The following is a 25,391-nucleotide window of genomic DNA, read 5'->3' on the forward strand; positions in this document are numbered from 1 at the left end:
TTAACGAGATGTTTCCCTTACAGTAACGTTGCACGGCATTAATTTTAAAATCAGTTGAATATTTAGTCATGAAAAATACCCCATAATCGTTAGATTTTTATGCCTAACAATTATGGGGCACTTCATGTCTCAACCCTGTTTTATTTAGCATATATTAATTATAGACTCACAAAATTTGCAACATAAATGCGTTATAAAAAATGAAATCTTTTTTCTTACTATGCTTATTTAGTTGTAACCACCGTACTTAAAACCTTAACCGGATCCACAGGTAATGATTTTTCAGAACCGTCCGCATTGTCTTTAACTTCAGCATCAGCAATTTTATCGACAACATCCATCCCGTCAATAACTTGTCCAAATACCGTATAGTTACCATCAAGCGAAGGATTACCTCCCTTAGCATACGCCTTAACGATTTTATCAGGATAATCGCTTTCCTTTATCTGAGCAGATACATCTTCATGGTTCTGATTGATAAAGAATTGCGATCCATTAGTGTCAGCGCCTGCATTAGCCATTGATAAAGCGCCTCTAATGTTATACAAGGAAGCAGAAATTTCATTTTTAAACCCTGATCCAGAATCAATTTTTGAATTCTTGTCCTTCCAAATTGATGACCCACCACTTCCGGTACCAGTTGGGTCACCACCTTGTACCATGAAATCATTAATCACACGATGGAAAGTCGTATTATTGTAATAACCCTGTTGCGCATGTTTCACAAAATTTTTAACTGCCAATGGTGCATATTTCTTAAACAGTTTGACTTTCATAGTCCCTGCCGTTGTTTTAATTTCAACAACCGTCTCATTTTTATGAACAGTATTTGAAAGTTGTGGCAAAGAGCGTTTATTTAACTCTTTTTTTGACAAAGTATGATTTGATTGTGTAGTTGGTTGCTTACTAGCATGCGATGATAAGAATGCAATCCCAATGGCAGCTAGAACAACAATAGTCACCATACCAGCTACAATTATTTCTGACCGACCCTTCTTCATTTTGTTAACTCCCATTCTTTATTAACTATAAAGCATACACTATATGAACCATTGTATAATCAATTACTTAGCCAAAAGATAAAATAATAACTGAAATCAACGATTTGTCATCTTAAATTCTAAGAAATAGTCATTGTAGTTACCAACCCATGTTGGTCCCAAGTCTTGGTAAACCTCTAATTGTGATAAAGTGCTTTTGGGTGGATACCATGCCTTATCATTCTTAATCGATTTCGGTAGTAAGTTAACAGCCTGCTTGTTTGGTGTGGCATAACCAACATATTCAGCATTTTGTGCTGCATGCTTAGGTTCACTCATGAAATTAAGGAAAGCATACGCTGCACGTTTATTAGTAACAGTCTTAGGCATAACAATATTATCAAACCATAAATTACCACCACCGCTAGGCACAATATAATGTAAATGTTTATTTTCCGCAATCATTTCAGACGCATCACCAGAATAATCAACTGCTATCGCCGCTTCATCCTGGGCCATATAGGTTTTAATTTCATCGGCAACAATAGCCTTCACATTAGGCATCAGCGTATCTAATTTTCCTTTTGCAGCTGCTAACTCAGGAATACTTTTTGTATTTACTGACTGACCACTTGAAGCCAACGCCATCCCCATGATGTCACGAGACGAGTCAATTAGCATAATATTTTTTTTGTACTTAGGTTGCCATAAATCATGCCAAGTTGTTATTTCGCCAGGCTTAACATATTTATCATTATAAACAATTCCTAATGTTCCCCAAAAATAAGGTATTGAATACTTATTATTGGGGTCAAAAGATTGATTCATAAATTGTTTATCATAATTAGCTAACCCAGTTAATTTACTATGGTCTAATGGTACTAACAGATTAGCTGCTTTCATTTTTTGAATCATATAATCTGAGGGAACTGCCAAATCATAATGCGTACCACCTTGTTTGATTTTTGTATACATTGCTTCATTAGAATCAAATGTTTCATAATCAACTTTATAACCAGTTTCTTTTTGAAATTCTTTTAACAAGGTTGGATCAATGTAGTCTCCCCAATTGTATATCGTTAGTGTTCGATTACCTGAACTTTTAGCACTCGTATCAGTATCTTCAGCATGTTGAAAAGCTAAATTAATACCGAACAGTACACAAACAGCCGTTAAAATAATTCCTGTTAACCAAATAATTTTTTTCATTACTGATGCACCACCATTCTTGCACCACGCTTTTTCTTACTTCCCTTTGAACTATAGTTAGAAATAAAATAATAGATAATTACTAAAATTAATGACAATAAGAACATCAAAGCTGACAGAGCGTTAACTGATAAGTCAATACCTTGTCGAGCACGTGAATAGATTTCAACAGAAAGGGTTGAAAAACCATTCCCCGTAACAAAAAAAGTCACCGCAAAATCATCTAGAGAATATGTAATGGCCATAAAGAAGCCCGATAAAATTCCCGGCCAAGCATACGGTAAAATAACCCGTGATAAGACCTGATAATTATTTGCTCCCAAGTCACGCGCTGCATCAACTAGTGCCGGATTCATCTCATTTAGTTTTGGTAAAACCATCAAAACAACGATGGGAATTGAAAAGGCAATATGTGCTAGAACCACTGAACCAAATCCTAATTTCAAACCAACCATGGTAAAGAAAATTAAAAAGCTAGCGCCAATAATAACATCTGGTGACACCATCAAAATATTATTCAACGATAATAGAACGTTTTTAGTGTTTTGTTGTTTTGTATTATAAATCCCTAATGCACCAAAAAGACCAACCAATGTTGCGATTAAAGCAGATAACAACGCCACAATAAATGTATTGACCAATATCTGCATCAAACGTGTATCAGCAAACATATCAATATAGTGGCGCCATGAAAATCCTGAAAAATCGGCCATAAAATCACCCTTATTGAATGAGTAAAAAATTAAATAAAAGATTGGTGCATACATCAAAATAAATACAAAAATTAAGTAGATATTAGACCATTTTTTCGACTTATTTGCCATGCCTTGCTCCCTTCTTTTTGCGATCCCTAGTTAGGAACATTGTTAGGCCCATTGCTACGATTAAAATAACCCCGATAGTTGAACCCATTCCCCAATTTTGCGTTACCAAGAAATGCTCTTCAATCGCTGTTCCCAATGTAATGACACGATTACCACCAATCAAGCGGGTAATCATGAATAATGATAATGTTGGAATGAATACTGCCTGAATACCAGCCTTCACACCCCCCATTGACATTGGAAAAATCACTTTGGTCAGGGTTTGCGATGACGTTGCCCCAAGATCACGTGCCGCATTAATATAACTTTTATCAAGTTCAATCAGCGAATTAAAAATAGGCATTATCATAAAGGGAATTTCTATATATGCAGCTACAATCAAAAATGACAAGTTAGTAAACATTAATTGATGTGGGCCCACCCCAATTAATGTCAAAAAATTGTTGACTGTCCCGGTCTTAGAAAATAGACCAATAAATGCATACGCCTTCAATAATAAATTCACCCACGTTGGCAAAATCACTAACAGTAGCCAAAATTGGGCGTGCTTTAATCGACTCATGATATAAGCCATTGGATAACTAATTAATAAAGTTATCCCTGTCACGATAAACGCAAAAAAGACTGAATTAAAAGTCATGCGTAAATAAGTACCTGAGCTAAAATAAGCTGCATAATTTTTTAGCGTAAAATGCCCTGATAGATTACCAAATGATTGAATAACTAATAGAACCACTGGTGCAATAACAAACAACCCTAACCACAAGTAGTAAGGTATTGTATAACTAAATGTGCGATTACGATTCATGCTAAACGTCCTCCTCTGAGTCCTCGTATTCCTCCATACGAGCATCAAAATCTTCCTCAGACTCATCTAAGCGCATAATATGAATATCTTCAGGATCAAAGAATAAGCCACGTCTTTCACCAATCACTGACGGATTAGTTGCTTGAATTTTCCAATCATTTTGATCGTCATCATGCGCAGTAATCTCATAATAATCACCACGGAATGATTGATAATCAATGGTCACCACTAGCTTACCGTCATCGACCGATACCAAATCTAAGTCTTCCGGTCGTAAGACCACCTCCACAAGTTCATTTGGACGCATGCCACCATCGACATTTTCAAATTCTTTACCAGCAAAAGATACTAGATAATCCTGTCGCATCACACCCGATAAAATATTTGACTCACCAATAAAATCTGCCACAAAATGGTTAATTGGTGCATCGTAAATATCCACTGGTGTCCCATTTTGAACAATTTCACCCTCATTCGTCACAAATATCCAATCCGACATCGCTAAGGCTTCCTCTTGATCATGGGTCACAAAAATAAATGTAATCCCTAGCCGCTTTTGTATTTCACGTAGTTCATGCTGCATATCCTTACGCAATTTATAATCTAAGGCAGACAAAGGCTCATCCAACAACAAGACTTCTGGATCATTTGCTAATGCTCGAGCAATCGCTACACGTTGCTGTTGTCCACCAGACAACTCTGAAATTTCACGATCTTCATAACCCTTCAACTTTACTAGTGTCAGCATTTCAGCAACTTTAGCCTTAATATCACTTTTTTTCTTACCCTTAATAGACATACCAAAGGCGACATTATCAAAGACGTTCATATTAGGGAATAGTGCATAATTTTGAAAAACAGTATTCACCCGTCGCTTCTCAGGTGGTAAATCATTGATACGTTGCCCTTCAAATAGAATATCACCAGAAGTTACTTCTAAAAAACCAGCAATAAGTCGTAAGATTGTTGTTTTACCAGACCCTGACGGTCCTAATAAAGTATAAAATTTACCAGCCTCTATTTCTAAATCGACTGACTTCAGAACAATATTATCATCATATTGCTTGGCAACATTTTTAAATTCAATAATGGGTTGAACCACAACTAGTACCACCTTTCTTCACATAACCTTAATTATACAAACTTATCAAAAAATAGTCGACAATGAAAGATATGAGTTAATCATGAAAACCATCCTACAGTATAAATGTTTCTAGACTATCATTAATGCCTGTTAAACAAAAAGAGACCGGTTCATTATTCATGTCCAGTCTCTCTTCATATTTATTTAATTAAAATTAAGCTTAGTCGGCTGAATCACCATACTTAGCAATAATCTCTTCTTGCACGTTCTTAGGAACTGCTTCATAGTGATCGAATGCCATTTGGAATGTTCCACGACCTTGTGTAGCTGAACGCAAAGTAGTAGCATAACCAAACATTTCTGCTAGTGGCACCTTACCATGAATCAATACTTGCTTACCACGTTGCTCTTGACCTTCAAGCAAACCACGACGAGCTGAAACGTGACCCATTGCATCACCCAAGTTTTCCTCAGGAACAACAATATCAACCTTCATAACTGGTTCCAAAATAACGGCACCAGCAGTCTTAGCAGCTTCACGCAAAGCTAATGAAGCAGCAATCTTAAAGGCAGCTTCAGATGAGTCGACATCGTGGTATGAACCATCATACAACTTAGCCTTCAAATCAACCAATGGGAATCCAGCCAAAGGACCATTGTTTAATGAATCCTTCAAACCAGCTTCAACTGAAGGGATGTACTCACGAGGAACAACACCACCAACGATAGCATCTTCGAATTCGAATCCAGCACCTTCTTCGTTTGGTGCGAACTCGATCATAACATCACCATATTGACCTTTACCACCTGATTGACGCTTGAAGAATCCACGAGCTTGAACCGTCTTTGTAAATGCTTCACGGTAAGCAACTTGTGGCGCACCAACAGTAACATCAACGTGGAACTCACGCTTCATACGATCAACAATGATATCCAAGTGAAGCTCACCCATTCCAGAAATCAAAGTATCACCAGTTTCTTGGTTAGTCTCTGCACGGAATGATGGGTCTTCTTCAGCAAGCTTTTGCAAAGCAACTGTCATCTTAGCTTGGTCAGCCTTAGTCTTAGGCTCAACAGCTAATTGAATAACTGGGTCTGGGAATTCCATTGACTCCAAGATCAACTTACGATCTGGTGAAGTCAAAGAATCTCCAGTAGTTGTGTCCTTCAAACCAATGGCAGCAGCAATATCACCTGAGAATACTTCAGGGATTTCTTTACGGTCAGTCGCATGCATTTGTAGCAAACGTCCAACACGCTCACGCTTATCCTTTGACGTGTTCGTGATGTATGAACCTGATTCCAATGATCCAGTATATACACGCAAGAATGTCAAACGACCAACGAATGGATCAGTCATAACCTTGAATGCCAAGGCAGCAAATGGATCTTCATCGTTAGCAACCAAGTCGATTTCTTCACCAGTTTCAGGATCGTTAGCAGTATATGGCTTAACATCCAATGGAGATGGCAAGTAGTCAACAACAGCATCCACCATCATTTGGATACCCTTATCCTTGTAGGCTGAACCTGCAAGTACTGGGTAGAACTGTAGTGAAAGTGTTGCACGACGAATAGCTGCCTTCAACTCATCTTTGGTGATTTCTTCACCTTCTAAGTACTTTTCCATGATATCGTCATCAACATCAGCAATGGCTTCAACCAATTCATTGTACTTTTCTTCTACTAAGTCAGTGTAATCAGCAGGGATTTCGCCCGTTTCCCACTTCTCACCAAGTTCAGTCGTTGGGAACAAAGCTTTCTTTTCGATCAAGTCGATGACACCAGTGAAGTTATCTTCGGCACCAATTGGCCATTGAATAGCCTTGGCATTGGCATCCAAACGATCCTTCAATGAATCAACTGACATACCAAAATCAGCACCCAACTTGTCCATCTTGTTAACGAACACAAGACGTGGTACTTGATAAGCCTCAGCTTGATGCCAAACCGTTTCAGTTTGTGGCTCAACACCGGCAGCACCATCAAGAACGGCTACGGCACCATCAAGAACACGCAATGAACGTTCAACTTCGATAGTAAAGTCCACGTGACCTGGTGTGTCAATGATGTTAATACGGTATGGATCATTCTTATATTGATCATAGAAACCGTGCCAAACAGCAGTTGTTGCGGCAGATTGGATCGTGATTCCACGTTCCTTTTCTTGATCCATAAAGTCCATTTGTGAAGCACCATCGTGTGTTTCACCAATCTTGTGAATCTTACCAGTATAATACAAAATACGCTCTGTCGTCGTTGTCTTACCAGCGTCGATGTGCGCCATGATTCCGATGTTACGCGTACGTAGCAAAGGATATTCACGCTTGTTAGCCATGAGTAAATTCTCCTTGAGTTTCTTAACGTTTAATCTTAATTTCCGTTAAACGTTTGGTTATCTTATACTATTATACCGTAAATACACCAAAAGTGGCTACTGTCAATTGACTGCAGCCACAAAATTGGAATATTACCAACGGTAGTGTGCGAAGGCACGGTTGGCTTCAGCCATACGGTGTGTATCTTCGCGCTTCTTAACAGATGCACCAGTATTGTTAGCAGCATCCATAATTTCCTTAGCCAAACGCTCTTCCATAGTATGCTCACCGCGGGCACGTGAATATTGCACCAACCAGCGCAATCCCAATGTCACACGACGCTCTGGACGAACTTCGACAGGAACTTGGTAGTTAGAACCACCGATACGGCGAGCCTTAACTTCCAATACGGGCATGATATTGTTTAATGCTTCTTCAAAGACTGCTAGTGGTTCATTACCAGTAGCTTCCTTAACACGATCAAAAGCATCATATAAAATAGTTGAAGCAGTTCCACGCTTACCATCAACCATCAAACGGTTAATCAAACGTGAGACAAGCTTTGAGTTATAAATTGGATCTGGCAGAACTTCAGCCTGCTTAGTGTAACTCTTACGTGGCATTATTTAGTCCTCCCTGATTATTTTTTCTTGTTCTTAGGGCGCTTTGCACCATACTTAGAACGTGATTGCATACGACCATCAACACCAGCAGTATCTAGTGCACCACGGACGATGTGGTAACGAACTCCGGGCAAATCCTTAACACGACCACCACGGATCAAAACAACCGAGTGCTCTTGAAGGTTATGTCCAATACCTGGAATATATGCAGTAACCTCAATTAGATTTGACAAACGTACACGAGCGTACTTACGCAAAGCTGAATTAGGCTTCTTAGGTGTCATCGTACCAACACGGGTAGCAACCCCACGCTTTTGTGGAGAAGCAACACGAGTTGACTTCTTGTGTTGTGAGTTATAAGTATAGTTCAAAGCAGGTGACTTTGACTTTGAGCTCTGTGACTTACGAGGCTTACGAACCAATTGGTTAATTGTAGGCATTTCGAAGAGTCCCCTTTCAATTTTTCTATTTTTTATAATGGTAAGTCCACATTTCCAGGCGTGTCATTTATTAAACAATACATCTAGAAACGAAACTATATTTGGTACTTTTCGTTTACGAGTTCAGCACGTCGCGTAACCGCAAACACCCTGCTAACTAAAAGCACAATTAATAATATAACACCATATCGATACTTATGCAACCTTTTTATCCTATAAAAAACGTTGCTAGATGGGCTTTTAGTTTGCAAACAATTCCGGGCGTGTCATTTTTATCAAAACGGCCCTTTATGACGTCTCTATTAATTATCAAACGAAAAGGATCGTAAATTTATGCTTCTTGAATTTTTATTATTAATGATCATGTGTTTTCTCTCTTACCAAGATTTTAAAGAACAATCTATCAACAGTTTATGGTTAAGCTTTCCCTTACTAATTGCCGCCTTGTTTTACCGTTCATCTATTTGGCTAACATTTTCAATCTATTGTCTCTGTTTAATCATTAATACCCTTAATCAGGAGCATTTTATTGGTAATGGTGATTTAGATATATTGTCGGTATTAAGTTTATATGTTAATTTTCAACAATTTTGGTTTATCTGTACCATTGCATGTGCCTGTCAATTGACTTATCATTTATTCACTCAAAAACAAGCTCTCGCCTTTGTACCAGCCATCACCATTGGCTACCTGATTTGCTTATTACATCAGATTTTTGCAAACTAAAAACGCCATGATTAACATCACAGCGTTTTATTACTTACTAAGCATTAAACCAATGCTAACAAGTCAGCCTTCTTTGCTGAAGAAGCAAATTCAATGCCATTTTCTGACAAGTATGCTTTGATTTCAGCAACAGTATTCTTTTCAGTTGGCTTTGCAACAGCATCTTCTGATGCAGTCTTTGATGCAGCAGCGTTAACAGTAACGCCCTTTTCAAAAGTAGCAGCTGACTTTTCTGCAGCAACTTGGCCGTTATCTGCCAAAGCCTTCTTTGCTGATTCAACCAAAGCTGAGAATGCTTCGAAATCTGAAACAGCTAATTCTGCTAACATCTTACGGTTCAAAGTTGAACCCATCAATGACAAACCGTTCATGAAACGTGAGTATGACAAACCGTTCATACGTGCACCAGCATTGATACGTGCAATCCACAACTTACGGAAGTTGCGCTTTGTTTGCTTACGATCACGGAATGCATAGAACCATGACTTCCAAACTTGTTGCTTAGCAACTTTATAGTTGATATGACGTTGACCACGGTAACCCTTGGCCAATTTAATCATCTTCTTACGACGTGAACGCGTAACGTTACCACCCTTAACTCGCATGGGTATTTCCTCCAGTAATTTCTAATTTTTTATTCGGAACCAGCCTTAATTATTAAAAGTAATAATTAACGGCTCAACAATTGCGTATATGTCTTCAAAGTTGTGTGGTTCATCATTGAAGTTCCACGCAATTGACGACGTTGCTTCTTAGTCTTACCGTGGAAACGGTGTGACGTATAGGCGTTAGCTGACTTCAAGCCACCATTAGCAGTTTTCTTGAAACGCTTTGCTGAAGCGCGGTGTGTCTTATACTTAGGCATTAATATGTCCTCCAAACTGGTTTAATTACTTAGTTTCTTTGGGTGCAAGCACCATAAACATGCTGCGCCCTTCCATCTTAGCTCTTGATTCCACCTTTGCGATTTCTTCAAGATCCATTGCCATACGATTCATTACTTCACGCCCAATTTCCTTGTGCGTAATAGCACGTCCGCGGAAACGAATTGACACCTTAACTTTATTACCTTTGTTCAAGAACTTAATTGCATTGTTCTTCTTAGTATTAAAGTCATTAACATCAATAGTTGGGCTAAGACGAATTTCTTTAACATTGACAACTTTTTGATTCTTTCGTTGTTCACGTTGCTTTTTCTGTGCTTGAAATTTGAACTTACCATAGTTCATAATCTTAGCTACTGGTGGTTTAGCGTTGGCTTGTACCAATACCAAATCCAAATCTGCATTGTCAGCTAGACGTTGTGCGTCTGCCTTAGACATGACACCTTGGTCACCGTCATCAGTAATCAGACGAACTTCACGAGCACGAATGCGATCATTGATTAAATCTTTATGTTGTTGTGGTTGGCGTGCGTTTGCTATGATCCTTACCTCCGAAAAAACTTGTGATAAAGTAAAAGCGGCTTGCCGTTACACACGACAACCCGCCATCTATCATCTTTACGATAAAATGATTAACCTGATAAGTAAACTTAACTAGGTGAATAGCGGGTATGCCATTACTTTATTTCCTAACAAAATTCAATTATACACTAGACTAATTTAAAGTCAAGGATTTGTTTAGAATACCATTAATAAACTTACGCGATTTGTCATCTGTAAAATCATGTGCTAACTGTAAGGCTTCATTAACAGCAATCTTTGCTGGTACGTCCGTAAACTTTGCTTCATACAAAGCCAAACGCATCAAGACCAAGTCAGTCGTGTTTAAACGTTCTAACGTCCATCCGGCTGATAAATGGTCTGTAATCATAAGATCCAATTCGTCTTGATGAGCAACGACTCCCAAAACCACAGATTTTAAATCTGCTGGTATGTCATCTTCCCAAGCAATTTCTGGATCCCCTACCAAAACCTGTGTAATGGCAGCGTCAACATCAGCCGTTGGATTTAAAGCTAAACCAAAAAGTGATTGAAAGGCTGCTTGACGAGTTTGATGACGATTTAGTGCGGTCATTATTTGGTTCCTTCCGTGTCTGATTCTTCACCAAACAAATTGTTAACATCGACAGAACTCGTTGTTTTTTGTGAAACAACGCCTTGAACATGTACATTAACAAGTTTAACTTGTAACTCTGTCATTGCGGCAACTTGTGAGGTTACTCGTTGTTGAATTGCATGTGATACTTTCGGTACACTCACACCGTAGTCAAGATATACGTAGACATCCACAATTAAGCCCTCGGCTTCTTGTTGTAACGCAACACCTTTACCATGTACACGTCGTCCAAACGCCTCCTGTGCACGTTCAGATAGTGATCCCGTCAAACGAGAAACACCTTCAACTTCTTGTGCCGCTAAACCTGCGATAATCTCTAACACGCGCATACTAACTAGTGTTTCACCAGAAACATCACTTGAGTGTGTTAATACGATTGTCTCCTCTGCCATACGGAACTAACCTCCTAAAATACTTGAAAGCGCCGGCCGGCTGCCGGTCGGCGCTTTCTCAATTGATATAGTTATTATATCTAACTTCGCTAGTAAAAACTAGGCACGTGAAGTGTATGATCCACCATTGTCAGTGTTAACAACTAACTTATCACCTTCGTTGATGAAATCAGGCACGATGATAACCAAGCCTGTTTCCATTGTTGCTGGCTTACCACCACCGTTAGCAGTTGCGCCCTTAATACCTGGTTGTGTCTCCTTAACAGTAAGTTCAACCGTCTTAGGCAACTCAACGTCTAAGATTTCACCATTGTAAGTTGTAAGCTTAACGTTCATATTTTCTAGCAAAAACTTTAGCGAATCTGCGATTTTATCTGCTGGAATAGAAATTTGCTCATATGTTGCATTATCCATGAACACATGTTGATCACCATCTGCATACAAGTATTGCATTTCAGTTTGATCAATATTTGCAGTTTCAAACTTATCACCAGGACGGAAAGTTACTTCATTCACTGCGTTTGTACGTAGGTTCTTCAACTTTGAACGTACAAAAGCTGCACCCTTACCTGGCTTAACGTGTTGGAATTCCAAAACGCGCCAGATTGATTGGTTATACAAAATTGTTAAACCAGTTTTCAAGTCATTCATACCAATAGTTGCCATGATTGAATTCTCCTAAATTTATGTCTTTCTGCATTATATTATCAGTTTTCTTTGTTAAAAACCAGCGTTATGCATGTTTTCAGCGAAATGTTTTTTATTTCTTTCTTAGGTTAAAAAAATTACATATCAGCCAAAAAAATCGAAACAGAGTTGTTTCGACCTTTTTGTACATGAATTCTTAATAAAATTACAAGCGTGCTTGCAATGATTCTGTTAACTCTTCATAGCCCGGCTTACCAAGCAAGCCAAACATGTTACGCTTATAATCCTCAACACCTGGTTGGTTAAATGGATTAATACCATTCAAATAACCTGAGATACCAACAGCTACTTCAAAGAAGTAAATCATTTGACCCAACGCAAATTCATTTTGCTTATCAATCTCAACAATCATGTTAGGAACACCACCATCAACGTGGGCAATCATTGTTCCTTCAGAAGCTGTACGATTAACATAACTCATTTGCTTACCTTGTAGGTAACCTAAACCATCATCCGCATCCATTGTTGGAATTGTAACGTCAGTCACGGGCTCTGTTACACGAACCAAGGTCTCAAATAAATTACGGCGACCGTCTTGAATATACTGTCCAAAACTATGTAAATCAGTTGAGAAGTTTCCAGATGCAGGGAAGATTCCCTTACCATCCTTACCTTCTGATTCACCTTGCAATTGCTTCCACCATTCACCAAATTGAGCCAATGTTGGATCGTAATTGATCAATAATTCTGTTGTATATCCTTTACGGTACAAAATGTTACGGTAAGCAGCATATTGATAAGCTGGATTCTTTGACAAGTCAGCATCAGCATATGCCTTTTCACCAGCTGCTGCACCGGCCATTAATTGTTCGATATCGCCCCCACCAACAGCGATTGGCAATAATCCAACTGCCGTTAATACTGAAAAACGACCACCAACACCATCGGGAACAACAAATTCTTCATAACCTTCTTCGTCAGCTAAAGTCTTTAATGAGCCACGGGCAGCGTCAGTTGTTGCATAAATACGCTCGCGGGCACCCTCGACACCATACTTTTCTTCTAGCATTTGCTTAAATACACGGAAAGCAATCGCTGGCTCAGTAGTTGTACCAGACTTTGAAATAATATTAACTGAGAAATCACGATCACCAATCAACTTAATCAAGCTGTTTAAGTATGCTGGTGCAATCGAATTACCGGCAAACAAGACTTGTGGGAAGTCGCGGTCCTCATCACCGTAATAATTAGCAAAATAGTCATTAAGGAAATCATTAGCTGCGCGAGCACCTAAGTATGATCCACCAATTCCAACGACAACTAGCACTTTTGAATCACTTTGAATCTTTGCAGCAGCTGCCTGGATACGAGCAAATTCATCTTTATCATATTGCGTTGGCAAGTGTAGCCAGTCTGTATATTCAGACCCAACACCAGTTCCCTTACGCAACAACTCATCTGCAACACTAACCATTGGTTGCATCATTGATAGCTCTTCTTCTCCCACAAAAGAAGCCAACTTTGAAGTATCAAATGATAATGTGGTCATAATTAAATCCTTCTTCCTCTATATCGTTTATATTAGTATTTTCATCTTACGGTATAGACCAATTATAGCTTTTCTCAGTAAAAAATGAAAGTGTTTCCATGTACATTCGTGCACAATGTATGATATTAATCTAAATTATTAAATTTATAGACTGTGCGATAAGTTTGTTTCTTACCTGCTGGCAAAACAATATCACCAAATCCTTCATGGTTAATGGCATCTGACAAGGTTTGAGCTTCTAGCGCAATTGCATTATATGGGTGTTCATCAAACCATTGACGGTCACCTTCATGATAGGCAACTTCTGGATCAGCGATAAAGAAGATAACAGCATTTCGATCTGTATATACCTCAATACTACGGTCTGACTTAGGATCTGAGACAACAGCTGCTGGCTTGTCTGCCGCTTGACTAAGTTCAAAAGCATTATCGAACTTCACATCATAAGGACCATCTAATTTTGCTAAATTATCCCCAATTCTAGTAGGCTCATTAAAGTCAAATGGTGTATCAGCGTTATCTAAGAAGTTACCTGTTGGCGTTGTATCCTCAGGGTTTAATTCCAAACGACGTTGTGAATGGATTTGCAATGTCAAATCACGAGCATCCGTTTCAATACCTGCTGGATTGAAATAACCGTGACTTGTTGGATTGTACAAAGTATCTTCATCTGATTCAGCTGAAAAAGTCAATGCGACTTCATCATCATCAGAAAATGTATAAGTCACTGAAGTTGGCATGGTACCAGGAAAATTATCAATTTCTTCAGTCATAGTCGTTGTAAACGTCACTGAATTAGTATCCTCATCAAGGGTATAATCCCACATCCGATTTGAGAAATTTTCTTTTCCTCCGTGCAAGGCATTACCTAATTCATTATCTTTCAAATGATACGTCTTACCATTCAAAGTAAACGTTGCCCCCGTGATACGATTACCAACACGACCGATAATATCACCTACTGAATATGCTTGATCCCATAATTTATCAGTAGTCTGTAGTCCAACCATCAAATCTTGGCCACTATTTGTTTTAAAGAATTGCCATGTGGCACCCCAATTTGTCACACCAATTTTGTGACCATTTTTATTCTCGATTACAATTTGTTCTGCAGTTTCACCATTTGGCATTTTACCAATTTCATGAACACTTATTGTCATTATAATTCCCTCTTTTCAATTCCCCTAAAACGTTCATTTAAAAACTCTCAACATAATTGTATTTTAGCATATTATCTTGCAAGCAACTGGATATAAATAAACCGTTTTCATAACGATTATAAACTTGCTGATCAAATCATGTATAAGAGTAGAGCGTGAACAAAGTTGGTTTGAAGCCGGTTTGTAACGTGATTTGCGTGATTTTTGGCCGTAGCAAGGCGTAGGGCAGGAATGGCGTAAATTTCGTTACATTAAGGCTTCAGACTTTGAGAACGCGTTTAAGCAGAGCGTGAACAAAGTTGGTTTGAAGCTGGTGTGTACCATGCTTTGCGTCATTTTTGGCACAAAAAAACTGGAACATTTTCATTTGTCCCAGTCTCTTTATTTAGTAAATAACTATAGTCGGGAAATCAAGATTGCTCCAACAACTACCAAAATTGATCCAATTACAATATAAACCATTTGACGTGGCGTTTTCTTCTCTTTTAGTAAGAAGATAGCCCCAAACGTTCCGACAATGACACCTGTTTGTGACAAAGTGGCAGCAATCGCTTGACCAACATTTGGATTAGCAGCTGAAATAAACATGAAGACATTTCCAAGTCCCCAAACCAAACCAGTGACCATATTGCGCCAAGTTCCTGTTTCAAACATTGTCTTACCCTCTTTCATAAAGAAGATAACAATGATGAATGCTCCCAAAACTTGACCAATTGACTGTGGACCAACAATTGCGGTCATGTAATCCAACCCTTTATTTTGGTTGTGCACATGATCAGTTATATAACCCACCTTGTTCAACAAGTTTGGGAAGATGAAGTACATCATAAATCCCAAAGTTGAAATTAGAACTGCAATTGCACCACTTTTCATTTCACGATTAGCAGATGCTTGAGCAGGTTCTGCAGAATCAGGCAAAGCTGTTAATACAGCTCCCAAGCCAACGGCAATAATGGCAATTGTCCCAAATAACCACATATGACCAGTCCGCCACTCGCCCAACACAACAGCGGCCAATAAGGCATTACCAATAATTTGGCCAGCAGTTGATAATGGCTGTCCAATCGACACACCTAATTTTTTGAACCCCACGAACTGGCCAGCAGTTCCAACAGCCCAAAAAATTCCAGAAACGAAACCAACCAACCAAATACGTGGGTTAAATGCAAACGACATACCCGAATTTGGAATAACGAAGACGCACAGTGTTAGCAACCCAAAGACTAATGACCCAAAAGTCATTCCTAGCGTTCCCTGCGCAGCCGTACCACCCATCTTAGTGGTAACCAAACCTACTGATCCCCAGGCTAATGCCGGAATCAACGCAATTAAAATCGACATAATATCTCCTTCACAATAATTCAAAAAACATTTACAACATTGAACAATACCACACTAAATGTTCAAAAACAATATAATAGGTATCATTTTGTGAAATAATTTCAATTAAAATGCGTCGCTAAATACTATTTATTCATTGCGGGTAAAATAATTTCAAAAGTCGTGCCAATTCCCAACTTGGAAGATACTTTGATTTCACCATGGTTAGCACTGACTAGTTGTTGCACAATAGCCATCCCTAGCCCAGATTCACCACGTTTTGTTCGCGATGGATCAACTTTATAATACCGTTGCCAAATCTTGCTCAACTGGTCTTCAGTCATACCGATTCCCGTATCCGATATGGTAATCTGAGCCTGATCATTTTCAGTTTCAACTGAAACAGTAATAATACCATTGGTTGTGAATTGAATCGCATTTGCCAGAATATTTGTTAAAATTTGAGCCACTTGATCCGGATCTGCGTAGACAAAAATATCTTGTTTGGTCAAATCTTGAATTTCATTACCAACGGATTCTGCTTGCTGCAACAATTGGTCAATTTGACGGCGAACCAACTGGACAACATTAAAGTTTTCCGGTTGGTTTTCTAATTGTTGTTGTCGTAATCGTTCATATGACAATGTTGATTTAATTAAGCGCGTTAATCGATCTGCTTCTTCCTTAATCAAATCATAGGAATGTTGCTGCTCATCAGGACTAATAACGCCATACTGTAACCCTTCAGCAATCCCTGCAATCGTTGTTAAGGGAGTACGCATTTCGTGTGAAGCGTTTGATAACATAGCCGCTTCTTCTTCACGTTGCATGACAGCCTTATTTTTTAACATTGTCAACTCACGTTGCTGCTTTGCTACTAAACTCGTCTGTTTCTTTAACACTATCAGCCCATATAATCCAATTACGGTAAGTAAAACTAACATTAACGTAATCCACAACGCATGCAAATGTAAGCATACAAACACAATTGCCAAGATAAACATTAGAATCAGTATGATTAATAATTTTTCAACGCGTCCTTTTTTCATATGCACATCTCGTCCGGTTATTTCATCTGCGTTTCAGGCACATTCGAGTCATCAAATTTATAGCCAACGCCCCACACGGTTTGAATAACCTGTGGTCCTACTTTTTCAATCTTTTGACGCAACTTCTTCACATGTGCATCAACTGTACGTTCATCGCCAAAATATTCATAGTCCCAGACCAATTGTAATAATTGATCACGTGAAAATACCTGACGTTGCTTTTTTGAAAGCACACGGAGTAAATCAAATTCTTTCGGTGTCAAATCCGGGATCAGCACATCATTTAAGTATGCTTCACGTGTCCGTGAATTTAATTTAAATGTCCGTGTTTGCACATCAAAATCATCGATAACATCTTCTTCATGGCTAGCGGGTTGCATCGTTGCTCGTCGATATAATGCCTTGATTCGCGCTATCAACGTAATTGGGCTAAATGGTTTCGTCACATAATCATCCGCACCAACTTCAAAACCCAACACCTGATCCGAATCCGAATCACGAGCTGTTAGCATAATCAATGGTACTTCTGCCGATACTTCTCTAATTTTCAATGCTACTTGCATCCCATCAACTTTGGGAAGGTTTAAATCCAGGATAACCACGTCCCATGACTGGACATTCTCATTAAATAACCTGAGCCCTTCCTCACCATCATAAGCATTTGTAACATCCCATGCTTCTTTTTTATAAAACATCCCCATCATTTCTGACACGGATGTATTATCTTCTATCATTAACAATTTCATGTTTTTACCTATATCCACCATCAGCACTTTTTTATTTCATAATTCTTTAATTTCTATTATACAACGATGCTTCTTAAAACTTTTTAATTTGTTATTTCATCACTGCAACACCATAAAAATTATTTTTACTAAAAGCCATGCAAAATGGGCGGAAACACAAGAAAATGCTCCGCCCATTGGATTTAAAATTCATTAATTATAATTTGTTAAATTCCAAGTAAAAATACGTTACTAGAAAATATTGCCTTATTTTAGTAAATTAACTTGCACATTTGCTGGCTCAGTTTCCACCAAAATATGACCTTCATGTACAGAATAAAGTAATTCTGCACGTTCATTTAAAGTATTGTACCAATTATCAGCATTAAAAATCAAAAAGTTAGCCGGCTTACCAACCTCAATACCGTAATTGTCCATAACCTGCATGGTGCGAGCCCCTTGCTTGGTAATAAAACGGTATGAATTCATAATTTCTGTATAACCCATTATTTGAGTTGCATGCAATCCCATATGTAAGACATCCATCATATTACCATTTCCCATTGGATACCAAGGGTCTTGAATGTCATCCTCACCAAAAGCAACGTTCAGTCCTTCTTGATCAAGCTCTTTAACACGTGTCAAGCCACGTCGCTTTGGATACGTGTCAAAGCGGCCTCCTAGATACATATTAATTAAGGGATTGGCAACAAAATTAATATCTGCCATCTTCAAAAGTCGCATTAATTTAGAAACATATGCGTCATTATAAGAACCCATAGCCGTTGTATGTGATGCTGTTACACGCTCCTTCAACCCTGTTTCAAGAGCCAACATGGCTAGTGTTTCTAACCCGCGTGACGCTGGGTCATCAATTTCATCTGTATGAGCATCTACCAATAAATGATATTTTTTTGCTAAGTCAAAAACAAAGTGTAATGAATCTACTGAATATTCACGTGTAAATTCAAAATGAGTAATTGCACCTAGTGCATCTACCCCCATCTCAGCTGCCTGGATCATCAATTCTTTACCATTAGGAAAAGATAGAATACCTTCCTGCGGAAAAGCAACTAACTGCAAAGTCATCCATGGCTTTACTTCTTCGCGAACTTCCAATAATGCTTTTAAAGCGACTAAATCCGGATCGGTCACATCAACATGGGAACGTACAAACTGCAATCCATGAGCCGCTTGTATTTTCAAAGCCTGAATTGCCCGCTTTTTAACATCTTCATGTGATAGGGTTTGTTTACGTTCACCCCAAATACGAATACCATCAAACAATGTGCCACTTTCATTCCATTCTGGCTGGCCAGCAGTCAGTGTTGCATCTAAATGAACATGAGGATCGACAAATGGTGGTAGCATTAATTTCCCTGTCACATCAATAACTTGTTCATCAGCCATTGGTGTTAAAGAATCCGCGATAGCCACAAATTTGCCATTCGTCACGCGAACATCTTGGCGTTTCGTAGCATTTTCAATCACAACTTGTTTGATTAACATCCTTAATCTCCTTAATATTTAACCGTTACTTTTTTCTTGGTTTCAGTTTAAATCCATAAAATGGATGCCCTTTGTACGTCTGCTTGGCCAAATAACCTGTCGCAGTATAACTTTTTCCTCTTTTTGTCTTAGCTGAAAAACTAATTTCATCACCATTGAGTAGCTGTTGTAGCTCATCATCTGAAAATGTATGATCACTCCAAGTTTTTGAAAAACTAATTTCTTGACCTTTAAATTGTGCTGTTATCTTCTCAGTTTGCTTTTTTGCCCTAGTTCTAGTGGCAGTAGGTTTTGGCGCTCCTAATTCATCCGATAATCTCTGCGCATTTTCAACCATAATGGGCATGTCATGCTGGATTACTTGGCTAACCGAATCTAACGCTTTCACCATAGTTAGCTGGAACTCGCCAACTTCGTCCATCATTTCGAATAACCTTTTCGTGATTTTGGGTGACGCAATCCAAGTACCATCTACCATAATAGCCGAAACATTCCCCGTTTCAGTGAGTGTCAAACGGCCCTTTTTTTCAGTCATCATTTTACGAGTACCTTGACTCATCTCAGAAAGTGTCGAAACACGGGTTGCTCCAGTACCAACATCATGCTTTTCTAAAAAGGCCATTAACCACTTAGTCGTTGGATAGCTTGGTTTCTTATTACTACCCTCAAAAATATATGGATCTGCCTGTGGACCAAGCGGTTTATTCATTTGATTCTCATCCGCTTTGTCATCTTGCAAAGCCTGTTGAGCATCATAAACGAGTTTATAATTTTTAGCTATGGGCACGTTAAATGCCGTTTTAAAGCTAGGATATTGTCTGAGTTCAGCTGTAACATGATTATAAATATAATCTTCTGCTAGCATGGCTAAATAATTTTTGGCCAAAATTTCATAAATAGCGCCAGCACTAGCACCGTATTTCGATAATGATTGCATGCTGATTGGGACATGCAATCCAGGACGGTTAGCTCCATGTGATCCTTGTGATTTGACATGTGTTTTTCGAGGCTCACGATGCGTCAGTAATTGCTTATTGACCCCCACTAAATCAGCAATCTGATCGATTTTCGGTAGCAATTCTGCAAACTGTTCTGGTGTCACCGATTGATCATCAGTTCTTGGATATGAAACAATTTGTGCTTCATACATTTTCTGATATGTTCGTAACACCTCTTTACTATCAAAACCACGTGGCGCCAAAATAGCTGCCAAACCTGCCAAGTCCAATAACTTATCAGGTGCTTGATGCCGTTTCACATGCTTTTCATTCACAATATCAGCAGTTTGATAGTTTTGTTTTTCGTTTTGCGCAGATTCTTTATCAAGGTATCGCCAGGTAACTTGTTCATCTTTTGGTACAGTACGCTTAAATACATGCCCAGCTAAATCCTTGAATCGGACTTCATAAAAAGGCCGTTTCACATAGTTTTTAATTGCTCGCATTTGTTCATAGGTTTTCCAAACAATTACTGACTTTAAACGTCCTTCACGGGCAACAACTTTAAACCCGGCCTTTTTAGCAGAGGTTGTTGCAATTCTCGTCAATTGCATCGAAGCAAAATCCCAGCGGCTACGGGTTTCTCCCTTTAAATAAGGACCGTGTTGTGTTTTATCTGAGACATCAATTAAATGATTCATTGACTGACGAATGCTTTGCGGTGCTTCATCAACAAAATTCGCTCGTAATACTTTACCTTGCCAATGGATAGCATCAATCACTTCCCATGCCAACAAATCACCTTCACCTGATGGATCAGTATCAGTTGCAATTACAATGGCATCATAATGGCGTTGACTTTCTTGTTTTAGGGCTGCCAATTCAGATTTAGTGGATTTTAAACGTCCAGTTCTTGGCTGACGTTGTTTTAAATATGTCCGCTGCCAATTCATTTGGTCTAGTTGCCAAGGCAAATATTTTAAGGTCCACGACTTATATGCTTTACGTAAGTCCTCAGTAACCATTTCTTCTGGTTCTTTAAAAGTCATCATATGCCCATGAAGATTGACAATTTGATACATATAGCCAGCATACTCACCTGACTGACCACCTAATGCTTTTATGAAGTTTTTGGCAGCTGATGGCTTTTCTGTGATAATCAAGTATTTCATCAAAATCCAATCCTCAAAAATAAAAATTTATTTTGCTCTATCATTAAATAATTTGGTCAATAGGTAATAGATGATTCCTGCTAGGAGCATCGCAACAAATGTGACACCAATCGTCTCACTTATCCATGAAACAGATTTTAAACTAAAGTACAGGATGATACCACTACCCCACGAAATAATCGCTAGCCAGTTCAAACCACCTTGGTACCAATATTTACCGTCAACTTTGGTAATCTCTGCCAATTCATACTGTCCTTTACGAATCACAAAGTAATCAACCAAGAATACCGCAATTTCGGGGCCTAAAAACATACCGATGTAGTCCAAAAATGTTGTAAATGCCTCTAAGAAAGTAGCAAATAGTAGCGGAATAAATGAAACAATCGTTGCAATAAGCGTAACGATCCACAATGCAGGGGTTAGTTTCAATTTATGCCACATATTCGTTAGCGCAGATCCTGCCGCCATCAAGTTGACCGCATTAGCCGTCGTTGACGTAATAATAATAACTAGTAAGGCAATAATTCCTAATCCTAATTTAGATGCAATCGTTGAGGGGTCTGAGTTATTTGGATCAAATGAATTGTTCATAACTGCAGTTCCAATGGTTGCTAATAGCCCAATAAAAGCAAACCCAAATAATCCCAAATTCGCTCCCAAGAATGACCAACCAGTTGCACCTGACTTTTTCTTCGCAAATCTAGAAAAGTCAGAAGATGCCGTCACCCAAGCCAAATTAAAAGCAGCCAAAATATCGATTGCCGCCCCTGAAGAAATACGGACTGATTTAGGCGGTTGCCAATCAAATATCTGGATCAATGAGACATTTTGAAAGACAACAATCGCCTCCCAAATAACAAAAATAATGACTAAAATGATTCCAATACGTTCAATCATGCGGACAGACTTTTCACCTAACGAAATCGAGGCTAAGTGTAATAAGGACATAATAATGATTCCGATGACTAAACCAGCTTTGCCACCATCGGCATAGGCCGTCCAACCCAACATGTCTTTAAAAATTACCGAAATTGAGATAGCAGCAATAAACGTATTTGCCGCTGCCCACCCGATAAATTGCACGATATTTATGACTGATGGACCAAACGATCCTTTCAGACCAAACGATGCTCTTGTTAACGCCATCATAGGTAATCCCGTTTTATAGCCCATGTAAGACGCTAATGTTAGAAATACATATGATAAAATTCCTGTCACAATTAGAGTCGTAGATGCAGTATACATACCCGCCGCTGCAATCACACCACCAATATACCAGGTACCATTATTAGCATTTGCCCCTATCCAGGTTGCAAACATATCCCAATTTGACATCGTTCGCTGGTCATTGTTAATAACCTGTACTTGCCCAAATTCTTTTGCCATCTTCTCCTCCTCAATAAGGGTATAAAAAAAGTCGCCCACAAATATGGCGCGACTTAAATTGGTTATCTCTTTTTATAACTTACTAATGCGCTCCTTTGTCAGCTCTCGTCTGACGATTAAAAAAGCAATATTTAATTGTATTAAACTATACCTTTTTCTGAAATCAAAGTCAATTACTGCTGTACCACTGGTTTAGCGTTAACTGATAAATGGATGTTATGTGCTGCTAAAACACGCAAAACTAACATGTTAACATCCGCCTGATCACCTGAAAAATCAGTATCTGGATGCATATTAACAAATACATTAACATTGAATTCGTAGCCATACGGTGTCACTTGAGAAATTACCGCTTTAACACTATCCGCATCAAAACGTTCATCCAATGATAACTGCCGCATCACCTCTTCAGAAACAGCCACAATTTCTTTCGTATCGGTTTCCAAAGCTAGATAAAACACCAATGAAATTTTCCGTTTCGCTACCCGAGACCAATTTGTAATGGGTTCGTTAGACAAGGTTGCATTGGGGACAACGACTAATGCGCCATCGGATGTTCGAATCAAAGTTGAACGGAAAGTAATATCTTCTGCTACACCAGCAACAGAGGGCGATTCAATAGCATCACCAATTTGAAATGGCTTTTCAGTAATAATAATAATACCACCAAGCAAATTTTTAATTGGATCTTGAGCGGCCATTGAAACAGCTAATCCTGCTAATCCCAAACCAGCGAAGACACCATTAACATTAATACCCCAGTCAGATAAGATCATCGTGATGGTTAATGCCATCACAATAAATTGCAATGTACGCTTTAAAAACGGCATCACAATTGAATCAACTTCAATATGAATTTTAGCACCAAAATATTGTAGTAAATCAGTTAGTGATGACATCAATGAATAAATCCCATACCCCACACTGAAGATTAAGACCGATTTATTAATTTCATCCACATAATGAAGAATTAACCGTGGTGCATGTGCAACATGTAGCGCCCAAACCAGACCAGCAAATAGCACCGCAATTTTGACAGGCCTTTCGAACGCAGTTAGAATATCGCGCCAAATTTCAAAACGTTTCGATAATCTTTTTCCAATTTGATTAAAAATTACACTGACAATGCCTTTAGTTACAATGATCGTCACAATAATAATCAACAAAGCGAGTCCAAGTGATTGCCAGTCAAAGTTATCGATCAACCATTTTTGTAAGAGCTTCATAAATGACTCCCTTCATTTTTCCTATAACATTATCATACCTAATTTATTGCTTTCATAAAACAAAAAATAAGAGATTGCGACATTTTATTTTGTCTCAATCTCTCTAAGCTGTCTATAAATTAGTACGAATCACCATTTACAATGGAATTTTTAACAACGACATAATCCACATAACGTAAGTCGTTTAACTGACGTCCACCTGCATATGAAATAGATGACTGTAGATCTTGTTCCATTTCAATTAATGTGTCTTCAATCAAGCCACGATATGGCACCAATAGTTTCTTACCTTCGACGTTCTTATATTCACCCTTTTGATATTGTGAAGCAGAACCAAAATAAGTCTTATATTTTGCCCCATCTAATTCGACAATATCACCTGGTGTTTCGTCATGACCAGCAAATAATGAACCAATCATAACCATCGTGGCACCAAAGCGCACTGATTTTGCAATATCACCATTATAACGAATACCACCATCAGCAATAATTGGTTTTTTGGCTGCCTTACCACACAATCGTAGCGCTGCAAGTTGCCAACCACCAGTTCCAAACCCGGTCTTTAACTTAGTGATACAAGCCTTTCCAGGACCAACACCGACTTTCGTTGCATCCGCACCAGCATTTTCTAAGTCACGGACTGCTTCAGGTGTTGCCACATTACCAGCAATCACAAATGATTCAGGCAATGTTGTCTTAATATACTTAATCATTTCAATAACTGAGTCTGAATGGCCATGCGCAATATCAATTGTAATATATTCTGGTACCAGATCAGCTGCTTTTAGCTGATCAATAAAATCATACTCTTCTTTTTTAACACCAACGGAAATTGAAGCTATTTGACCCGCTTCATGAAATGTCCGTACGAAATCCAAACGTGTTTCTGGATTAAAACGGTGCATCACATAAAAATAACCTGACTTGGCTAATTTCATCGCTAAAGCATCATCAATAACAGTCTGCATATTAGCTGGTACCACAGTAATTTTAAATGTATGGTTTCCTAATTTTACTGATGTATCAGCCTCTGAACGGCTGTCAATAATACATTTATTTGGCACGAGTTGGATATCTTCATAGTCAAAAACGGTCGTAAGTTCCATATTATACACTCCTAAGCATTAATCTTCGTGTTTTAAGTTTTTTGTTATTTAATTTAACCACCAAATAGATATTATACACGAACTAAAAACGTTAAACAATAACTTAGCATCATTAGATGCGAATGTTTATTCTTTGCT

25 protein-coding genes and 1 pseudogene are annotated in these 25,391 nt (G+C 38.5%); 1 reads left to right on the forward strand and 25 read right to left on the reverse strand.

Annotation, left to right across the window (positions count from 1 at the left end; translation table 11 throughout):
- Positions 1–224: 224 nt before the first annotated feature.
- From FFM62_RS08250 to rpsL, 8 genes are all read right to left on the reverse strand, one after another.
- Positions 225–1,001, reverse strand: coding sequence for a peptidylprolyl isomerase (locus FFM62_RS08250; RefSeq protein WP_115471529.1), 777 nt, complete (start codon positions 999–1,001; stop codon positions 225–227).
- 96 nt (positions 1,002–1,097) lie between these two features.
- Positions 1,098–2,189 (reverse strand): ABC transporter substrate-binding protein, encoded by a 1,092-nt coding sequence (locus FFM62_RS08255; RefSeq protein WP_115471530.1) that lies wholly within the window; start codon positions 2,187–2,189, stop codon positions 1,098–1,100.
- Positions 2,189–3,013, reverse strand: coding sequence for an ABC transporter permease (locus FFM62_RS08260; RefSeq protein ID WP_115471531.1), 825 nt, complete (start codon positions 3,011–3,013; stop codon positions 2,189–2,191). Before FFM62_RS08260 ends, FFM62_RS08255 begins: the two co-directional genes overlap by 1 nt.
- Positions 3,003–3,821 carry an ABC transporter permease gene (locus FFM62_RS08265; RefSeq protein WP_115471532.1) on the reverse strand — a complete coding sequence of 273 codons (819 nt, stop codon included), beginning with the start codon at positions 3,819–3,821 and terminating at the stop codon, positions 3,003–3,005. The genes FFM62_RS08260 and FFM62_RS08265 overlap by 11 nt, the downstream gene beginning before the upstream one ends.
- A 1-nt stretch (position 3,822) precedes the next feature.
- Positions 3,823–4,923: an ABC transporter ATP-binding protein gene (locus tag FFM62_RS08270; protein ID WP_115471533.1), complete on the reverse strand. Its 1,101-nt coding sequence runs from the start codon at positions 4,921–4,923 to the stop codon at positions 3,823–3,825.
- Between the two features lie 202 nt (positions 4,924–5,125).
- The gene (fusA, locus tag FFM62_RS08275; RefSeq protein WP_115471534.1) at positions 5,126–7,243 is read right to left on the reverse strand and encodes an elongation factor G; all 2,118 of its coding nucleotides are present in this window, start codon (positions 7,241–7,243) and stop codon (positions 5,126–5,128) included.
- A gap of 132 nt (positions 7,244–7,375) precedes the next feature.
- A complete protein-coding gene (gene rpsG / locus FFM62_RS08280; RefSeq protein WP_075269189.1) occupies positions 7,376–7,846 on the reverse strand; it encodes a 30S ribosomal protein S7 in 471 nt (156 codons plus the stop codon).
- A gap of 17 nt (positions 7,847–7,863) precedes the next feature.
- Complete coding sequence (gene rpsL / locus FFM62_RS08285) at positions 7,864–8,286, reverse strand: 30S ribosomal protein S12 (protein ID WP_115471535.1); 423 nt, start codon at positions 8,284–8,286, stop codon at positions 7,864–7,866.
- Between the two features lie 357 nt (positions 8,287–8,643).
- Here rpsL and FFM62_RS10500 point away from each other — a divergent pair, with 357 nt between their 5' ends.
- Complete coding sequence (locus FFM62_RS10500; RefSeq protein WP_371851248.1) at positions 8,644–9,012, forward strand: prepilin peptidase; 369 nt, start codon at positions 8,644–8,646, stop codon at positions 9,010–9,012.
- Between the two features lie 44 nt (positions 9,013–9,056).
- Here FFM62_RS10500 and FFM62_RS10430 read toward each other — a convergent pair whose 3' ends face one another.
- The 17 genes and pseudogenes from FFM62_RS10430 to FFM62_RS08365 all read right to left on the reverse strand — a co-directional run bounded on the left by FFM62_RS10430 (position 9,057) and on the right by FFM62_RS08365 (position 25,253).
- Positions 9,057–9,134, reverse strand: a complete 78-nt coding sequence (locus FFM62_RS10430) for a HeH/LEM domain-containing protein (protein ID WP_261789496.1) — start codon at positions 9,132–9,134, stop codon at positions 9,057–9,059.
- Positions 9,135–9,203: 69 nt separating this feature from the next.
- A pseudogene (gene rplT, locus FFM62_RS08290) lies at positions 9,204–9,617 on the reverse strand (50S ribosomal protein L20); the annotation flags it as partial.
- Between the two features lie 65 nt (positions 9,618–9,682).
- Positions 9,683–9,877 carry a 50S ribosomal protein L35 gene (gene rpmI, locus FFM62_RS08295; protein ID WP_075269185.1) on the reverse strand — a complete coding sequence of 65 codons (195 nt, stop codon included), beginning with the start codon at positions 9,875–9,877 and terminating at the stop codon, positions 9,683–9,685.
- A gap of 25 nt (positions 9,878–9,902) precedes the next feature.
- The gene (infC, locus tag FFM62_RS08300; protein WP_115471537.1) at positions 9,903–10,436 is read right to left on the reverse strand and encodes a translation initiation factor IF-3; all 534 of its coding nucleotides are present in this window, start codon (positions 10,434–10,436) and stop codon (positions 9,903–9,905) included.
- Positions 10,437–10,611: 175 nt separating this feature from the next.
- Complete coding sequence (gene nusB / locus FFM62_RS08305; RefSeq protein ID WP_115471538.1) at positions 10,612–11,031, reverse strand: transcription antitermination factor NusB; 420 nt, start codon at positions 11,029–11,031, stop codon at positions 10,612–10,614.
- The gene (locus tag FFM62_RS08310) at positions 11,031–11,465 is read right to left on the reverse strand and encodes an Asp23/Gls24 family envelope stress response protein (RefSeq protein WP_075269182.1); all 435 of its coding nucleotides are present in this window, start codon (positions 11,463–11,465) and stop codon (positions 11,031–11,033) included. Before FFM62_RS08310 ends, nusB begins: the two co-directional genes overlap by 1 nt.
- A gap of 99 nt (positions 11,466–11,564) precedes the next feature.
- A complete protein-coding gene (gene efp / locus FFM62_RS08315) occupies positions 11,565–12,131 on the reverse strand; it encodes an elongation factor P (RefSeq protein ID WP_075269181.1) in 567 nt (188 codons plus the stop codon).
- A gap of 187 nt (positions 12,132–12,318) precedes the next feature.
- A complete protein-coding gene (locus FFM62_RS08320; RefSeq protein WP_075269180.1) occupies positions 12,319–13,662 on the reverse strand; it encodes a glucose-6-phosphate isomerase in 1,344 nt (447 codons plus the stop codon).
- A 125-nt stretch (positions 13,663–13,787) separates the two neighbouring features.
- Positions 13,788–14,822, reverse strand: coding sequence for an aldose epimerase family protein (locus tag FFM62_RS08325; protein WP_115471539.1), 1,035 nt, complete (start codon positions 14,820–14,822; stop codon positions 13,788–13,790).
- Positions 14,823–15,218: 396 nt separating this feature from the next.
- A complete protein-coding gene (locus tag FFM62_RS08330; RefSeq protein ID WP_115471540.1) occupies positions 15,219–16,163 on the reverse strand; it encodes a GRP family sugar transporter in 945 nt (314 codons plus the stop codon).
- Positions 16,164–16,288: 125 nt separating this feature from the next.
- Positions 16,289–17,191: a sensor histidine kinase gene (locus FFM62_RS08335; RefSeq protein ID WP_115471541.1), complete on the reverse strand. Its 903-nt coding sequence runs from the start codon at positions 17,189–17,191 to the stop codon at positions 16,289–16,291.
- Between the two features lie 17 nt (positions 17,192–17,208).
- Positions 17,209–17,937 carry a response regulator transcription factor gene (locus tag FFM62_RS08340; RefSeq protein WP_075269177.1) on the reverse strand — a complete coding sequence of 243 codons (729 nt, stop codon included), beginning with the start codon at positions 17,935–17,937 and terminating at the stop codon, positions 17,209–17,211.
- A gap of 246 nt (positions 17,938–18,183) precedes the next feature.
- On the reverse strand, positions 18,184–19,425 hold the full coding sequence (gene codA / locus FFM62_RS08345; RefSeq protein WP_115471542.1) for a cytosine deaminase: 1,242 nt from the start codon (positions 19,423–19,425) through the stop codon (positions 18,184–18,186).
- Positions 19,426–19,450: 25 nt separating this feature from the next.
- The gene (locus FFM62_RS08350; RefSeq protein ID WP_115471543.1) at positions 19,451–21,538 is read right to left on the reverse strand and encodes a DNA topoisomerase; all 2,088 of its coding nucleotides are present in this window, start codon (positions 21,536–21,538) and stop codon (positions 19,451–19,453) included.
- A gap of 24 nt (positions 21,539–21,562) precedes the next feature.
- A complete protein-coding gene (locus FFM62_RS08355) occupies positions 21,563–22,921 on the reverse strand; it encodes a cytosine permease (RefSeq protein ID WP_115471544.1) in 1,359 nt (452 codons plus the stop codon).
- A 173-nt stretch (positions 22,922–23,094) separates the two neighbouring features.
- Positions 23,095–24,147 carry a mechanosensitive ion channel family protein gene (locus FFM62_RS08360; RefSeq protein ID WP_115471545.1) on the reverse strand — a complete coding sequence of 351 codons (1,053 nt, stop codon included), beginning with the start codon at positions 24,145–24,147 and terminating at the stop codon, positions 23,095–23,097.
- A gap of 119 nt (positions 24,148–24,266) precedes the next feature.
- Complete coding sequence (locus FFM62_RS08365) at positions 24,267–25,253, reverse strand: GMP reductase (RefSeq protein ID WP_115471546.1); 987 nt, start codon at positions 25,251–25,253, stop codon at positions 24,267–24,269.
- Between the last annotated feature and the right edge of the window lie 138 nt (positions 25,254–25,391).

It is taken from the genome of Weissella thailandensis, from assembly GCF_005405465.1.
In the GTDB taxonomy this organism is placed as follows: Bacteria; Bacillota; Bacilli; order Lactobacillales; family Lactobacillaceae; genus Weissella; species Weissella thailandensis.

What these genes read in the sequence shown, in the direction of transcription:
- fusA (WP_115471534.1), bottom strand. Translation starts at nt 7,243, where the DNA reads ATGGCTAACAAGCGTGAATATCCTTTGCTACGTACGCGTAACATCGGA.
- FFM62_RS08260 (WP_115471531.1), bottom strand. Translation starts at nt 3,013, where the DNA reads ATGGCAAATAAGTCGAAAAAATGGTCTAATATCTACTTAATTTTTGTA.
- FFM62_RS08320 (WP_075269180.1), bottom strand. Translation starts at nt 13,662, where the DNA reads ATGACCACATTATCATTTGATACTTCAAAGTTGGCTTCTTTTGTGGGA.
- rpmI (WP_075269185.1), bottom strand. Translation starts at nt 9,877, where the DNA reads ATGCCTAAGTATAAGACACACCGCGCTTCAGCAAAGCGTTTCAAGAAA.
- FFM62_RS08325 (WP_115471539.1), bottom strand. Translation starts at nt 14,822, where the DNA reads ATGACAATAAGTGTTCATGAAATTGGTAAAATGCCAAATGGTGAAACT.
- FFM62_RS08360 (WP_115471545.1), bottom strand. Translation starts at nt 24,147, where the DNA reads ATGAAGCTCTTACAAAAATGGTTGATCGATAACTTTGACTGGCAATCA.
- nusB (WP_115471538.1), bottom strand. Translation starts at nt 11,031, where the DNA reads ATGACCGCACTAAATCGTCATCAAACTCGTCAAGCAGCCTTTCAATCA.
- FFM62_RS08250 (WP_115471529.1), bottom strand. Translation starts at nt 1,001, where the DNA reads ATGAAGAAGGGTCGGTCAGAAATAATTGTAGCTGGTATGGTGACTATT.
- rpsG (WP_075269189.1), bottom strand. Translation starts at nt 7,846, where the DNA reads ATGCCACGTAAGAGTTACACTAAGCAGGCTGAAGTTCTGCCAGATCCA.
- FFM62_RS10500 (WP_371851248.1), top strand. Translation starts at nt 8,644, where the DNA reads ATGATCATGTGTTTTCTCTCTTACCAAGATTTTAAAGAACAATCTATC.
- FFM62_RS08265 (WP_115471532.1), bottom strand. Translation starts at nt 3,821, where the DNA reads ATGAATCGTAATCGCACATTTAGTTATACAATACCTTACTACTTGTGG.
- efp (WP_075269181.1), bottom strand. Translation starts at nt 12,131, where the DNA reads ATGGCAACTATTGGTATGAATGACTTGAAAACTGGTTTAACAATTTTG.
- FFM62_RS08255 (WP_115471530.1), bottom strand. Translation starts at nt 2,189, where the DNA reads ATGAAAAAAATTATTTGGTTAACAGGAATTATTTTAACGGCTGTTTGT.
- FFM62_RS08365 (WP_115471546.1), bottom strand. Translation starts at nt 25,253, where the DNA reads ATGGAACTTACGACCGTTTTTGACTATGAAGATATCCAACTCGTGCCA.
- FFM62_RS08335 (WP_115471541.1), bottom strand. Translation starts at nt 17,191, where the DNA reads ATGAAAAAAGGACGCGTTGAAAAATTATTAATCATACTGATTCTAATG.
- rpsL (WP_115471535.1), bottom strand. Translation starts at nt 8,286, where the DNA reads ATGCCTACAATTAACCAATTGGTTCGTAAGCCTCGTAAGTCACAGAGC.
- FFM62_RS08310 (WP_075269182.1), bottom strand. Translation starts at nt 11,465, where the DNA reads ATGGCAGAGGAGACAATCGTATTAACACACTCAAGTGATGTTTCTGGT.
- FFM62_RS08355 (WP_115471544.1), bottom strand. Translation starts at nt 22,921, where the DNA reads ATGGCAAAAGAATTTGGGCAAGTACAGGTTATTAACAATGACCAGCGA.
- FFM62_RS08340 (WP_075269177.1), bottom strand. Translation starts at nt 17,937, where the DNA reads ATGAAATTGTTAATGATAGAAGATAATACATCCGTGTCAGAAATGATG.
- codA (WP_115471542.1), bottom strand. Translation starts at nt 19,425, where the DNA reads ATGTTAATCAAACAAGTTGTGATTGAAAATGCTACGAAACGCCAAGAT.
- FFM62_RS08330 (WP_115471540.1), bottom strand. Translation starts at nt 16,163, where the DNA reads ATGTCGATTTTAATTGCGTTGATTCCGGCATTAGCCTGGGGATCAGTA.